Source organism: Pseudoalteromonas sp. SWYJZ19, from assembly GCF_015864375.1.
Taxonomy (GTDB): domain Bacteria; phylum Pseudomonadota; class Gammaproteobacteria; order Enterobacterales; family Alteromonadaceae; genus Pseudoalteromonas; species Pseudoalteromonas arctica.
In genome coordinates, this window is the sequence record NZ_JADYXI010000003.1 from 160,208 (window position 1) to 174,531 (window position 14,324).

The following is a 14,324-nucleotide window of genomic DNA, read 5'->3' on the forward strand; positions in this document are numbered from 1 at the left end:
TTAATTTAGCTTTTTTCCTTCATTTTCTCCCGTCTTTGCTAAACTAAAATTCTAAATAATCAAAATTAATTCAGGCGATAACGAAATAATGCCTAAAAAAGTTCATCAAAGTAGCATTCGCAAAGCACTCATAAATTTAATTATGCTTATTACAGCTATTTGCTTGTCGCTATCTATTTCGATATCTACTTATTTAAGCGTAAAAGAGCAAAAGCAATTAATCATTAATAAACTCGTCATACTTTCTGAAATTGTAGCTTTTGATGCTGGTAAATCAGTAGTTGAAGATGATAGAAAAACAGAAGAAAAACGCCTCAAGTCATTTGAAAATATCCCTCTTGTAAAAAACATACATATTTATTCAATAGAAAAAGCATCTCAAAAACCTGTTTTTTTTATTAGCTTTAATGCAAAAAAAACGCCTCCGGTGCCGTTAAGAATAGACAGTGTTGATGAGCTAAAAACGCCACGAATTACGAGCGATCATATTGAACTAACCCGCCCTATTTACGATAACGAAAAGTTGGTAGGTTATGTATATATGCGAGGGAGCCTCGAAAGTTTAGAGACTTATATTGAGAGAAAAATATTAATAGACGTGCTATTAACTCTATTAATTTTAATCGTTGTTTACTTTATTGCTATAAAAGTTCAACGACGTATAGCCAAGCCAATAGAGCAGTTAAGCATGCTATTGCAGGATGTATCTAAAAATCATAACTATGATGCACGCGCGCCAATAACCGATGTAAAAGAAATAACCGCTCTTTCAAATAGTTTAAATATCATGCTTACACGTACCAAAAAGCAACTTGAGCGCCACGAAAAAGATAAACAAGAAATAAAACAACTAAACCAGAGCCTTGAAGAAAAAGTAAACCAGCGAACAATCGCTCTCAGAGAAGCAAATCAAGAGCTTTTATCAACCCTTGAGAGAATGCATCAGTACCAAACGCAAATTGTTGAAAACGAAAAAATGGCATCGCTTGGGCAAATGGTTGCTGGGGTTGCCCATGAAGTGAATACACCAATAGGGCTAGGTATTACAGGCTCTACATTACTTCGAGATAAACTGGCAGATATACAGCAAAGCTTTGACGATAAAAAACTTACCTCAAGCCATCTAAAACGCTTTATAGATGAAGGTATTGAAAACTTAGACTTAATTTATCGTAATCTAAATCGTGCCGCAGACCTGATATCTAACTTTAAAAAAGTGGCCGTTATTCAAGACGACGGTGTTAATACCTATATTAATGTACATAAATTAATAAGTGATGTTTTAACATCGATTCAATCTGAACTACTGCCTAAAAAGCCTGTCGTTATTATTAACTGTCCGACCGACTTGGCTATTCATAGTAAGTCTGAACCTCTGCAACAAGTGTTTCAGCAGTTGCTTATGAACTCTGTGATTCATGGATTTATAGGTAAAGAAAATAATGAAATTCGCTTTGACGTAGAATTAGTAGGGAAAAAATTAACAATAGTTTATTCTGACAATGGTCAAGGTGTTGATAAAAACATTAAAAATAGAATTTTTGACCCGTTTGTAACTTCAAAGCGCGGACAAGGCGCAAGCGGCTTAGGCATGCACTTGGTCTACAACCTAGTAACACAAGCACTTGGCGGAAGAGTTATGTTTGATCTTGAAGAAAAACACGGTGCTCGCTTTATAATTACTATTCCTTAAATAAAGATCACTAAAAAGTGCATATATTTAAAATTTATCCTTGAATTAGCATTTAATGACCTCATTAATGAGGCATGTGATAAGCGCGTAACATTATTTAATTGCATTAAATAAATATTACCAAGCGATTTATGAACTTTTTTATCTTTGCTGTATCACATACATTGATGAAAGGTTAGAAAGTGATATAGTTTTGCTTTGAATTAGTCTGATTATTTTAAGTACCTTGTTTGATTGAATGATGTATCAATTATTAAAGGAAAATGGCTTCGACTTTATGATTCAAATAGCTACATCCACGTATATATCAATTAAACAGTAGTTTTTGCACTGCCCTTTTTAGTAGACTTTGGACACCCTACTGTTTTATTTTTATCCAATTTGTTTTTTCCTTGTTAACAAATGGGTATAATCCTATAATCTCTAGTAATCGGTTATAAATTCGTCACCGGTTTTTTTTATAAATAAAATATTCCAAAAGGTTAATTAATAATGCAAACGCCAGTCATTCTAATCGTAGAAGATGAAGACGTAACTCGACTGAACCTAGTTAGTTTATTTGAAGCTGAAGGGTACAAAGTTATTGAAGCCATTGATGGCGATGATATGCATGACAAGCTTACAAATAACGATGACGTTAATCTTGTAGTTATGGATATCAACCTTCCTGGTAAAAACGGTCTTATTTTAGCCCGTGAATTACGCCAAAAGCGTAAAGTAGGTCTTATATTCCTAACCGGTCGTGACAACGATGTTGACCGTATTTTAGGTCTTGAAATTGGCGCAGATGACTATGTTACTAAGCCATTCAACCCGCGTGAATTAACTATTAGAGCTCGCAACCTTATTACTCGTACTGCTTTAGGCGGTGAAGAGTCTGCACTAGAAACAAATGGTGTTATTACGTTTAACGGTTGGGAACTTGATGAGAATAGCCGCTGTCTTACTTCTCCAAATGGCGACGCTAAACGTTTACCAAAAGGTGAGTACAGAGCACTTCGTTTAATGCTTGATTCTCCAGGTCGTATTTTTAGTCGTGAGCAATTAATCAAGCACATGACAGGCCGTGAGCTTCGTGCAAATGACCGTACTGTTGATGTTACTATTCGTCGCATTCGTAAGCATTTTGAGAGTGATAACTCAACGTCAGAGTTAATCAGCACCATCCATGGTGAAGGTTACCGTTTCATTGGTAAAATTGACGCTTAATTAGAGCTAATTAGTTTTACTCTAATTGCTGTAAAAATAAATGAAGGGCTTTTTGTCCTTCATTTATTTTATCTGCTAAAACATCTAACCACTGCTTTAACACTTCATCAGATTCATCAATCGCACCATGCTCCATTATTTTGGCATGAAGCTGCACATCATTTAAACCTACCGAGCCAGCCGCACCTTTAAGTTTATGCGCTACTGATTCATACTCTTCTCTATCGCCGGCATTTAATGAAGTAAGTAATTCTTGCTGATATTGTGGACTTAGCTTTTCGAATAACTGACTACTGCGTCTAAATACAACTAAGCCCATCGAATTTACAAAGTCTTCTATTGTTTCAATATCTAATAAGTGTGCATCAATGCCCTCTAGCGCTTCTTCACTTACTTTTAGCTGTGGCTCTGTGCATTCACTTTGCTTAATGCCAAATAAGTCAGCCAGCATTTTATCAAGCTTAACTGTGTTAATTGGTTTAGCCAACGCACCTTGTATTGATATACCTTCAAGCTCTTTTTCAGCACTGCGTACATTGGCAGTTAAAGCAACAATAGGTAATTTATCGAAGTGGCTATCTGAGCGTATTTGTTTAGCAACCACGTCACCGTTTATATCTGGCAATTGCATATCAAGTAGTACTAAATCTAAGTCATCTTCGGTTTCGACAAACGAGAGCGCATCTTCACCGGTTTCAGCCCATAACACTTCATGGCCGCGTTGCTCTAATAGGTTTGTAGCAATTTCGGCGTTAAGAGGCACATCTTCTACTAGTAGAATATACAAACCACGGCCAACATAACTTTGCTCTGTTGGTGCAACACATAAACTAAGCGGTATTTGCACTGTAAAACAACTTCCTTCGCCTTCAGTACTATTTACCGTAATTATCCCTTTCATTGCACTTACAAGTGCCTTGGTTACAGCTAAACCAATACCTGAACCTATTGCGTTAGTGCCTTTTAAATCCGGCGCTTTGTAATACATATCAAATATATGGGCAAGCTGCTCTGGTGGAATACCTTGACCGGTATCTAGTACCTTAATAACTAACCATGGGCCTTCTACGCGATTTTCTCTGCTGCATTCGAGTGTTACTTTGCCTTGCTGAGTAAACTTAACGGCGTTGTTAATTAAGTTCCAAACAACTTGGCGTAATCGAGTCGGATCGAGCTGCGCGTAAACATCAAGTATGCCATTGCGCTTAATATCAAACTCAAGCTCTTTTTGCTCTGCTATTAAGCCTGCAAAATTAACTACATCGTTTATAAAGTCTGACACATTAATAGAATTAGTTGCTATATCGAGCTGATCTCTATCTATTTTATCTAAATCTATAATATCGTTAAAAATATTACCGAGTGTTTCAGCACTCGAAAAAATAGTATTGCCCCAACTACGCTGCTGCTTATTAAGCTCTGTATCTAATAACATACGCGTTAAACCAACAATGCCATTTAAAGGAGTACGTAGTTCATGGCTCAGCGTAGCAATAAACTTACCTTTGTCTTTATAGGCAGTTTCGAGTGCTTGTGCAGCTTCTTTACGGCTAGTGATATCACGACCAAAGCCCAGTAAACCAATGTAGTCACCGTCATCATTTATAAAAGGTAATTTACGCAGCTCAAACCAACGTGTTTCACCATTTACTTCATAGCCTACATCTATAGTTAGTGCTTTATGGCTTTGCTCTACTTCTTTATCGGTTGCCAAAACTTCAGCTAAAAAATGACTCGGGAATATCTGCTCAACCGTTTTTCCTATTAACTCACTACTTGATTTTCCCATTACCTCTTCAAACATTTTATTACAGCCGGCAAATACACCGTTGTTATCGCGGTAATAAAATAGATCGGGAGATGAATCAACGATTGAGCGTTGCAACATACTTTGTTGGGCAAGTTCTTGTTGTGTTTTTTTACGCTCAGCAATTTCTCGGCGCAGCTCTTCAATAGCGCGATGCTTGGCATGAAATGCCATTTTACGCTCATCAATTTCAATATTTAAACGACTAATGTTGTCTTTTAGGGTTTGGTTTAAGAGCTTCTCCTGCTTGGTTGCGCTATCTAAATAAGCATACGAGGCATCTAATTGACGAATTGAATTAAGTAATACACTTATAATTAAAGGAGAAACTACAGCCGTAAAAAATACCACAGCCAAAATATCAACAAGGTGTAATTCGCCTATCGCAACATAATAAAACATGCTCGATAAAATAAGAGATACAGTTAAAAATAAAGTGTAACAAATAGCTGCGGTTTTAAATTCACCAAATCGCGTTATTGAGCTGGAAAGTACCCGAGCCCAAGGGCTCAAAGAATAATCGGTCATACGTAATTTTATCTCTTAGCTGTGTGCTTAAATATAAAGAAGGCAATGCGCATGTATAAACATACCATTTTCCCAGATTTTAGCATTTTTCTCCTACCACTACCCATGTTGTGCGATAAAAACAGAATTTTTCATGTTTGATTTTGCTCATCTCTTAAACTCATCATTTCAGCAATAAATTATTTAGTGTAAAATGCCCCGCTTTATTATCTCCAAAATACGAGTAGCGCACATGCAAACCAATATGCCAGATATAGCAGACACTGCACCCGCTTTACAAACAGGTAAATTAGACTGGGTTGGCATGGGCGAAATCGAACTGCCATTTATTTTTGAGTCACGAGACTTATCTCCAGTTACAGTAAATGCCAAAGCTCGTGCATTTGTAAATTTGCATAAAGAAGATGCCAAAGGCATTCATATGTCACGTCTATTTTTAGCACTTGACCTGCTTTCAACTGAGCAGCAAGTCAATCCGCAAACAATAGCGCAAGCACTCGATACCTTTATAACTAGCCACGAAGGGCTGAGCGATAAAGCACAAATTGAATTTAAATTTGAATTACCGCTACGCCGTAAATCACTATTAAGTGGTAAAGCGGGCTGGAAAAGCTACCCAGTTTTACTTACCAGTACAATTGAAAATAACATTATTAGCTACGAGCTAACCGTAGATGTTACCTATTCTTCAACGTGCCCTTGCTCTGCAGCACTTGCACGCCAGCTTATACAAAACGCGTTTAACGAAAAGTTTAACCAAGAAACCTTAAGCCAAAAAGATGTGCACGAATGGCTAGGCACTACTCAAGGCATAGTAGCTACACCTCACTCGCAGCGCTCTATTGCCAACGTAAAAGTAAAGCTTGATAGCAATATTCAAGAATTTGACGTAGTGACTCTAATAAATACCCTCGAAGCTGAACTTAAAACGCCTGTACAAGCGGCAGTAAAACGCGAAGACGAGCAAGAATTTGCCCGTTTAAATGGTCAAAATCTTATGTTTTGTGAAGATGCAGCGCGTAAAATTAAAGCTTTATTAGAAACAGATAATTACAGCGATTACTGGCTGCAAATAAACCATTATGAATCACTCCATGCACACGATGCTGTAGCTATTGCGGTTAAAGGTATTAAAGGTGGATACAAAGCTTAATAGCTACATAGTTTTAGCTTTTATAAACAGTTGGTAATTATTTTATAACTCATACTTTTTAGGCACGTAAATTGCTTTATTTGGGCAGTGTCAATTTGTTGTTATGGAGTTACCGTATGGAATTCGCTTTATTATTAATTCTAGTATTAGTTGTCGGGGCTTCTGTTGTTGCGTCAAAATTTAATGACGATGGCGGAAACCCGTATCCTTTTACCCGCAAGCAAACTGTTTTTACGCAGGTTGAGGGCGCTTTTTTAAATCTTCTCGAGCGTGCTGTAGGCGATCAATATAAAATTGTTAGTCGCGTTAAGCTAATTGACGTTATTGACTGTAAGCAAGGTCTTTCTATTAAATCTAAACGTGCTGCTTTAGCTAAAGCTAAAAATAAGCAACTCGACTTTGTATTAATCGATAAAGAAAAACTAACTATTGTTGCGGCCGTTGACCTAGTTAACAATGCCAATAAAGATGGCCACAAAGCTCAACGCGACTGGTTTGTAAACGGTGCACTAGAGTCTGCGGGTATTCCACATATTCGTATGAAAGTTAAATCGGGCTACCGTCCATCAGAAGTGCGCGATGCAATTATGTTTAAACTTGGTAAGCCTGCAGCAACACAAACGCAGCGTCCTGTTCGTAATCGCTCACACAAGCCAGCGGTACTTTCACCTTCTCAAGCCAAAGCACAAACAACTGCTTTAGCTGAAATTTAAAAACCAAATTAAATACTCTCCTAAAAAGTATTTAAAGCGAGCTTATAAACAAGCTCGCTTTTTTGTTTTTTATTGCTAACTTCACGTATAATCAAGTGATTCAAACTCAGGAATTAAACATTATGAATGTTGGTATTATTGGCGCAATGGAGCCAGAAGTTAAAATTTTACGTGAAGCGATGCAAAACCCACAAATTTTAACTAAAGCAGGTTTCACTTTTTATACTGGTGAATTGGCTGGTAACACAGTAACACTTGTTCAATCTGGTATTGGTAAAGTAGCATCAACAATTGCAACTACCTTACTGATTGATAACTTCAAACCTGATTGCGTAATTAACACAGGCTCTGCCGGTGGATTCGATCCTTCTCTAAGTGTTGGCGACGTAGTAATTTCGTCAGAAGTACGTCATCACGATGTAGATGTTACTGCTTTTGGCTACGAAATTGGCCAAGTACCACAAATGCCAGCAGGCTTTACAGCTCACCCTAAATTAGTTGAAGCAGCACAACAAACAATCGAACAAATCAGTGATGTTAAAACACTTGTTGGCTTAATTTGTACTGGTGACACATTTATGTGTGACCCTGTGCGTATCGATAAAGCACGCAGTGATTTTCCTACAATGCTTGCCGTTGAAATGGAAGGCGCTTCAATTGCACAAACGTGTTTTACGCTTAACACACCATTTGTTGTAATTCGCTCAATGTCTGATATTGCAGGTAAAGAGTCACCACAATCGTTTGAAGAATACCTAGAAACAGCATCAATCAACTCATCTAAAATGGTTGTCGCACTTTTAGAAAAGCTAACTGCAGTGTCTCTGTAAATGCTTAGCAATATTGTTCAAAATCACTTGGACTTTATTGCCTTCATACTAGCGCTCCTTGCTGAGCGCTTTATTCCCCTTATTAGCTGGTATCATCCTAATACAGCGCTAAATGCTGTTTTTGGTGCTATTGGCAAGCGCATATACAAAAGCAAAGAACCTAAAAGCTATCAATATTTGGCAGCTATACTCGCAAGCACGCTCATTTTAAGTGTCATTCTCATTATTGTAGTGTTACTACTCGAGTTTGCTTTTTATCCTGAATTACTCGCTGGCCTTATTTTATACTTATGCTTAGAAAGTAAGAGTATTGATAAAAAAGCACTTCGCATTGCAAAGCTAACTAAACAAAATCAAAAATCGACAGCACGCGAATTACTAAAACCACTGCTTGCCCGTGAAGTTAATAGGCTTTCATCTCCTGGTATTATCAAAGCATTAATTGAAAGCTTAATACTGCGCACTGCTCGATACTATTTCGTAGTTATATTTATATTTTTAGCCTTTGGCCCTATTGCGGCCCTCGCCTATCGATTACTTACTTTAATACAACAAGCCTGGCGTAGTGACATATCCCCAAATAGCTACTTTTTAAAACCGCTTAAAACTCTGTTGTTTATTATTGAGTATATTCCAATGCGCTTACTCGCTTTAACTATTGCAGCAAGTAGAGCGAGCAAACAAAGCATGCACTACATAAAGCATTATGGTAGACATTTTTATCAAACAAATACAGGTTGGCTACTAAGCACATGCTCTGCATCACTTGGCGTGCAGCTGGGCGGGCCTGCAGTTTATTTAGGTACTCGCTTTAATAAAATGCGTATAGGTACTGATAGACTACCTACACCCGAGGATGTACCTGTAATAATTAATAGATTAAATCAGGCGCGTGTATTTTGGTTGTTAGTAATTGTAAGTATTAAAATATTAAAAGTGATTTAGTGACTATTTAGTGACTACCTCGTAACTATTTACAGACCCCAAAATACGAGCACAAAAAAACCAGCCTAGGCTGGTTTTTTAGTTTTCAAACGGTATTTAAGCTACAGTGATGTTTGCAAACTTACGTTTACCTACTTGGTAAATAGCCGTTGTACCTTTTGCTATTTCAAGTTTGGTGTCAGTGATTTTATCTTCACCGTTAAGTTTAACAGCGCCTTGCTTAATCATACGCATTGCTTCTGATGTACTTACTACTAAGTTTGCTTCTTTAAGTAAGTTAGCAATTAAAATAGTATCTTCTGCGATAGTGACTGTTAGCTCTGGGATTTCATCTGGTAGCGCTTTTTTCTGAAAACGCTGGATAAAATCGTCATGTGCACCTTGTGCATCAGCTTCACTATGAAAACGAGCAATTAACTCTTTAGCTAGTTCTATTTTAATATCGCGCGGGTTAGTACCTTGCTCAACACGTTCTTTTTGAGCTGCAATTTCTTCAATAGAAAGCGCGCTTAATAAATCGTAATAACGCCACATTAGCACATCACTAATTGACATTATTTTACCAAACATATCGTTTGGCGCATCAGTAATACCAATGTAGTTACCAAGCGACTTAGACATTTTTTGAACGCCGTCAGTACCTTCAAGTAATGGCATCATTAATACTGTTTGCGGCTTTTGGCCTTCAACTTTTTGTAGCTCACGACCCATTAGCAAGTTAAAGCGCTGATCAGTACCGCCTAGTTCAACATCTGACTCTAGTGCAACCGAATCCCAACCTTGTACCAGTGGATATAAAAACTCGTGAATTGCAATTGGTTGACCGCTGCCGTAACGCTTTTTAAAGTCATCTCGTTCAAGCATACGCGCTACTGTTTGGTTAGCAGCAAGTTTTATCATACCTGCAGCGCCTAACTTTTCCATCCAAGTAGAGTTAAATGCAACAGTGGTTTTAGCAGGATCTAGAATTTTGAATACTTGTTCTTTATATGTTTCGGCATTGGCTAGTACGTCTTCGCGAGTAAGTGGTTTACGCGTTACGTTTTTACCTGTTGGGTCACCAATCATGCCAGTAAAGTCACCAATTAAGAAAATAACCTCATGACCTAAATCCTGAAAGGTTTTCATTTTATTAATTAGTACTGTGTGCCCTAAATGTAAATCAGGGGCTGTAGGATCAAAGCCAGCTTTTATTTTTAGCTTTTTGCTCGACTTTAGTTTTTCAACTAGTTCGTCTTCAATTAATATTTCTTCTGCACCGCGTTTTATCTCTGCTAGAGCGGTTTGTAAATCCACTTTGTGTTACTCCAAAATTCTGCCTACGAAGGGGCGGACTAGTTACTTGTAATCACGGTTTAATATAGGTTTAAACCGAATATATATATGTAGCTAACATAACAAATTTCTACCTAATTAAAATAACTTTTTAAGTTATTAATGCAACTAAACAAAATGAATTGAGTCTTAGTTAGATAGGACGTTAAAAAAGGCTTCCTAACCCTGATTTTAGCGTAGTTTAAGGTTAGTTTAAATCTACAAAGCACTAGTATTCGTACATTATTAAGTATATCCTGCAATATTATGTATTTATTATCTTGACAGCAGAAAAAGGCACGTTATGGTTCACGTGGTTAACACTCTCCCAAAAAAACACAAATTGCTTATTTTAGGTTTAGTTTCTGCTATTGCCGGCTTGGCATTTCTTCCTTCTGAAAAAGCGACTGCTTCTAAAGACAATAATGCAGATGCATTAGAGATAGGCAAGCGCTATGAGTTACAAGTTAAAGTTGATGACAACGAAAAATTAACTGAGTTAAATTCAGAGCAAGCAGCAGAAAAGTTACCAGAATACGACTTTGTCGATCATAAAGTTAAAAATGGCGACAATTTAGCAATTATCTTCAAACGTGCTGGTTTTTCAGCTCAAACGCTCCATAAACTAATTAACACTAACGCAGAAACGCGCAAGCTAACTAAAATTCACCCTGGTGAAATACTTAGCTTTGCGACAGCTGAAGATGGCTCTTTGGCTCAACTGCGCTATGTGATTTCAAAAACCGATACTTTATTTGTTACCTTAAATGAAGAAGGTAACTACGATACAGCTATTGATAGTAAAGAAATTGAAACGCTGACCAAAACCGCTGGCGGCGAAATATCTAACAACTTTTGGACTTCAGCAATAGCGGCTGGTTTAAGCGAACGTCAAATAATGAACTTTGCTGACATATTTGGTTGGGATGTTGATTTTGCAAACGACATTCGTAAAGGCGATGTGTTTGGCTTAATTTATGAGTCTCATTATGTTGATGGCGAGTTTATTGGTACCGGTAAAATTATTGCCGCTGAATTTGTAAACCAAGGTCAGCGCTTTGCAGCGATTCGCCATACCGACGGCAATTTTTATACGCCTGAAGGGCGTAGCATGAAAAAAGCATTTTTACGTGCACCTGTAAGCTTTAAGTATATTAGTTCGAGCTTTAATCCTCGTCGCTTACACCCAGTTACTGGGCAAGTTAGAGCGCACCGTGGTATCGACTTTGCGGCACGCACTGGCACACCGGTGGTTGCATCAGGGAACGGTAAGGTAGTTAAAGCGGGTTACAGCAAGTACAACGGTAACTACGTCTTTATTAGCCATGGCACACAATATGTAACTAAGTACTTACACCTAAATAAGAAACTAGTTAAAACGGGCCAAAAAGTTAAACAGGGCCAACAAATTGGTACTGTAGGTTCTACGGGTCGTGTTACTGGCGCGCATTTACACTATGAATTTTTAGTAAATGGCGTTCACCGTAATCCTAAAACAGTAAAACTTCCTAAGTCAGAGCCATTACCTCGCTCAGAACTTGCTAAGTTTAAACCTATTGCAGATAATTTTATTGCCCAACTTGAGCGCAATCGCGAGCTACAGTTAGCACTTAAATAAAGTTTATTAATAAACATTAAAAAAGCCTTTGCAGGTTAAACCTGCAAAGGCTTTTTTGTGTACGCTAAAAACCATTAGTACATTAATACATAAATGAGCTGAACAACTAAAGATACCATCACTAACGGCCAAATATATTTGCTGTACTTGGTTGCGCCATCAAGCCCCATTTTACTTTGATACTTTTCAAGCAAAGGTATAAGCACCGCAAGTGCTATAAACAACCCAATTAAAATAACGAATATATTCATATCAATGTCCTACTTATGGTAGCTCATGGCCTTTAGCGCTTACATAAAGTGCATACCAATGCTCACGAGTTAGCTGTACGTTTACAGCATCACAAGAGGCTTTAATACGCTTGGCATTAGTTGTTCCAATAATCGGCTGAATAGATGCGGGATGGCGCAGTAACCATGCAATGACTATAGCCTCAGCAGACGTATCATAAAGTGCAGCCAGCTTATTAACTAAAATACTGGTGTTTATATCAGCCTGCGATGCGTTTGATAAATCACTGCCGCTGTATAATCCTTGGCATAAACTGCCCCAGCTTTGAATTTGAATTTCAAAATGGCGACAGTACTCAATACTACCGGGCGTAAAATTAAGATCCTTACCGTCACTGTTACCGGCATATACACCTTCATCAACAAACTGATGTTTTTGTAAACTAGCCTCAATTTGATTAGCCACAATCGGCATATCAAGTGCATGCTGTAAAAAATTCATTTGATGTTGCTGCATATTCGATACTGCAAAATTGCGCACTTTACCGCTTTCTTTTAAGCAACTAAATATGCGAGCAATTTCGTTAGCTTCCATGAGTGGATCAGGACGATGTAGCATAAGTACGTCTAAATAGTCTGTATTTAATCGCTTCAAGGATGCTTCAACTGATTGCTCAATCCACTTTGATGAAAAATCATAGCGCTTTGGCCCTAAGTCATCTTCAAAACGAATCCCACACTTAGATTGAATATACATGTGCTCTCTAAGCTCTGGTCGCTCGCTTAATGCTTTACCAAAAACCTGCTCCGCTTTACCAAAAGTATAAATATCAGCATGGTCAAAAAAGTTAATGCCACCTTCAATAGCGTTATCTATGCATTCATGAGTTTGCTTAACATGTGCATCAGTGATTGCGTCTTTATTCCAACCGCCTCCCAGACCCATGCATCCGAATACAAGTTTACTAACATGAGGTAAGTGCTTTGCTAAAGGTGTGTGAAGCATGATAACTATCCTTAAAATTTTGAAGAGCTGTTACTGTAAACAAAAAGCGCTGAACAAGAAACCATTTAGCGGTGAACAAATTAAGAACAAAAAAAAGCGCAGTAAACTGCGCTAAATCATTTATTAACTACCACGTTAATTATTAGCCAACAAGTGCTAATAAAATACCCGCAGCAACTGCACTACCAAGTACACCCGCTACGTTGGGTCCCATAGCATGCATAAGTAAAAAGTTATGTGGGTTGCTTTCAAGGCCAACTTTATTAACTACTCGTGCCGCCATTGGCACAGCCGATACACCTGCTGCCCCAATTAATGGGTTTATAGGTGTTTTAGATATGCGGTTAAGTCCTTTTGCCATAAATACGCCAGATGCAGTACCAATTGCAAAAGCCAGTGCGCCAAGCACTAAAATACCAATCGTCTCAACAGTTAAAAACTTATCTGCAGCAAGCTTTGAACCTACAGCTAAACCTAAAAATATAGTTGTAACATTGATGATTTCGTTTTGAGCACTGTTACTTAATCTATCAACAACACCCGACTCTCGCATTAAGTTACCTAAACAAAACATACCTACAAGCGGTATAGCAGCCGGTAAAAACATAGCCGTTAAGCTAAGCACCATAAGAGGGAAAATAATCTTTTCCTTTTTAGATATTTTGCGAAGCTCTGGCATCTTAATTTTACGTTCTTCTGGGGTTGTTAACGCACGCATAATTGGCGGTTGAATAATTGGTACAAGAGCCATGTATGAATATGCGGCTACCGCTATTGCACCAAGTAAATCAGGTGCCAGTTTTGATGCTAAAAATATTGCTGTTGGCCCATCGGCACCACCAATAATGGCAATAGCTGATGCATCCTGTAGGGTAAACTCAAAACCTGGTACATAATTTAATAATATTGCGCCAAACAAAGTAGCAAAAATACCAAACTGTGCAGCCGCACCTAATAACAACATACGTGGGTTTGCAATAAGCGCGCTAAAGTCGGTCAGCGCCCCTACTCCCATAAATATTAATAACGGAAAAATCCCCGTATCAATACCCACGTAATAAACGTAATACAAAAGCCCACCTGGGTCTGACAAACCTGCCACTGGTACATTTGTTAAAATTGCACCAAAACCAATAGGTAGTAATAATAGTGGTTCAAAGCCTTTAGCTATCGCTAAAAACAGTAATAAACACCCTACCGCAATCATAATTAATGATGGGATTGTAAAGTTAGCAATGCCTGTCGCATTCCAGAGGTTTAAAATACCTTCCATCCTCT

The 14,324-nt window shown here is 37.9% G+C and carries 12 protein-coding genes; 7 read left to right on the forward strand and 5 right to left on the reverse strand.

The genetic code is table 11. From position 1 onward, the window contains the following. Positions 1 to 88 precede the first annotated feature (88 nt). Positions 89 to 1,693: a sensor histidine kinase gene (locus I6F45_RS04455; protein ID WP_007582962.1), complete on the forward strand. Its 1,605-nt coding sequence runs from the start codon at positions 89 to 91 to the stop codon at positions 1,691 to 1,693. A 492-nt stretch (positions 1,694 to 2,185) separates the two neighbouring features. Continuing rightward, the gene (gene arcA, locus I6F45_RS04460) at positions 2,186 to 2,902 is read left to right on the forward strand and encodes a two-component system response regulator ArcA (protein ID WP_002962549.1); all 717 of its coding nucleotides are present in this window, start codon (positions 2,186 to 2,188) and stop codon (positions 2,900 to 2,902) included. Positions 2,903 to 2,918: 16 nt separating this feature from the next. On the opposite strand, the gene arcB is transcribed toward arcA, so the two are convergent. Next, a complete protein-coding gene (gene arcB / locus I6F45_RS04465) occupies positions 2,919 to 5,237 on the reverse strand; it encodes an aerobic respiration two-component sensor histidine kinase ArcB (protein ID WP_101217457.1) in 2,319 nt (772 codons plus the stop codon). Positions 5,238 to 5,469: 232 nt separating this feature from the next. Here arcB and folE2 point away from each other — a divergent pair, with 232 nt between their 5' ends. The 4 genes from folE2 to I6F45_RS04485 all read left to right on the forward strand — a co-directional run bounded on the left by folE2 (position 5,470) and on the right by I6F45_RS04485 (position 8,878). Next, positions 5,470 to 6,390, forward strand: coding sequence for a GTP cyclohydrolase FolE2 (gene folE2 / locus I6F45_RS04470; RefSeq protein WP_165727249.1), 921 nt, complete (start codon positions 5,470 to 5,472; stop codon positions 6,388 to 6,390). A gap of 116 nt (positions 6,391 to 6,506) precedes the next feature. Further along, positions 6,507 to 7,103: a DUF2726 domain-containing protein gene (locus I6F45_RS04475; RefSeq protein ID WP_007582968.1), complete on the forward strand. Its 597-nt coding sequence runs from the start codon at positions 6,507 to 6,509 to the stop codon at positions 7,101 to 7,103. A 122-nt stretch (positions 7,104 to 7,225) separates the two neighbouring features. Next, positions 7,226 to 7,933, forward strand: coding sequence for a 5'-methylthioadenosine/S-adenosylhomocysteine nucleosidase (gene mtnN / locus I6F45_RS04480; RefSeq protein WP_024589694.1), 708 nt, complete (start codon positions 7,226 to 7,228; stop codon positions 7,931 to 7,933). Further along, on the forward strand, positions 7,934 to 8,878 hold the full coding sequence (locus I6F45_RS04485) for a cobalamin biosynthesis protein CobD/CbiB (RefSeq protein ID WP_197142711.1): 945 nt from the start codon (positions 7,934 to 7,936) through the stop codon (positions 8,876 to 8,878). It abuts the gene before it with no gap. A gap of 96 nt (positions 8,879 to 8,974) precedes the next feature. Here I6F45_RS04485 and tyrS read toward each other — a convergent pair whose 3' ends face one another. Then, positions 8,975 to 10,174, reverse strand: coding sequence for a tyrosine--tRNA ligase (gene tyrS, locus I6F45_RS04490; protein ID WP_197159771.1), 1,200 nt, complete (start codon positions 10,172 to 10,174; stop codon positions 8,975 to 8,977). A 322-nt stretch (positions 10,175 to 10,496) separates the two neighbouring features. Between tyrS and I6F45_RS04495 the strand changes: the two genes are divergently transcribed. Further along, complete coding sequence (locus tag I6F45_RS04495; RefSeq protein ID WP_007585425.1) at positions 10,497 to 11,810, forward strand: peptidoglycan DD-metalloendopeptidase family protein; 1,314 nt, start codon at positions 10,497 to 10,499, stop codon at positions 11,808 to 11,810. A 74-nt stretch (positions 11,811 to 11,884) separates the two neighbouring features. On the opposite strand, the gene I6F45_RS04500 is transcribed toward I6F45_RS04495, so the two are convergent. From I6F45_RS04500 to I6F45_RS04510, 3 genes are all read right to left on the reverse strand, one after another. Continuing rightward, positions 11,885 to 12,061, reverse strand: a complete 177-nt coding sequence (locus I6F45_RS04500) for a hypothetical protein (RefSeq protein ID WP_197159772.1) — start codon at positions 12,059 to 12,061, stop codon at positions 11,885 to 11,887. Positions 12,062 to 12,074: 13 nt separating this feature from the next. Then, on the reverse strand, positions 12,075 to 13,046 hold the full coding sequence (locus I6F45_RS04505; protein WP_197159774.1) for an aldo/keto reductase: 972 nt from the start codon (positions 13,044 to 13,046) through the stop codon (positions 12,075 to 12,077). A 142-nt stretch (positions 13,047 to 13,188) separates the two neighbouring features. After that, positions 13,189 to 14,319: a sodium ion-translocating decarboxylase subunit beta gene (locus I6F45_RS04510; protein WP_197119248.1), complete on the reverse strand. Its 1,131-nt coding sequence runs from the start codon at positions 14,317 to 14,319 to the stop codon at positions 13,189 to 13,191. Between the last annotated feature and the right edge of the window lie 5 nt (positions 14,320 to 14,324).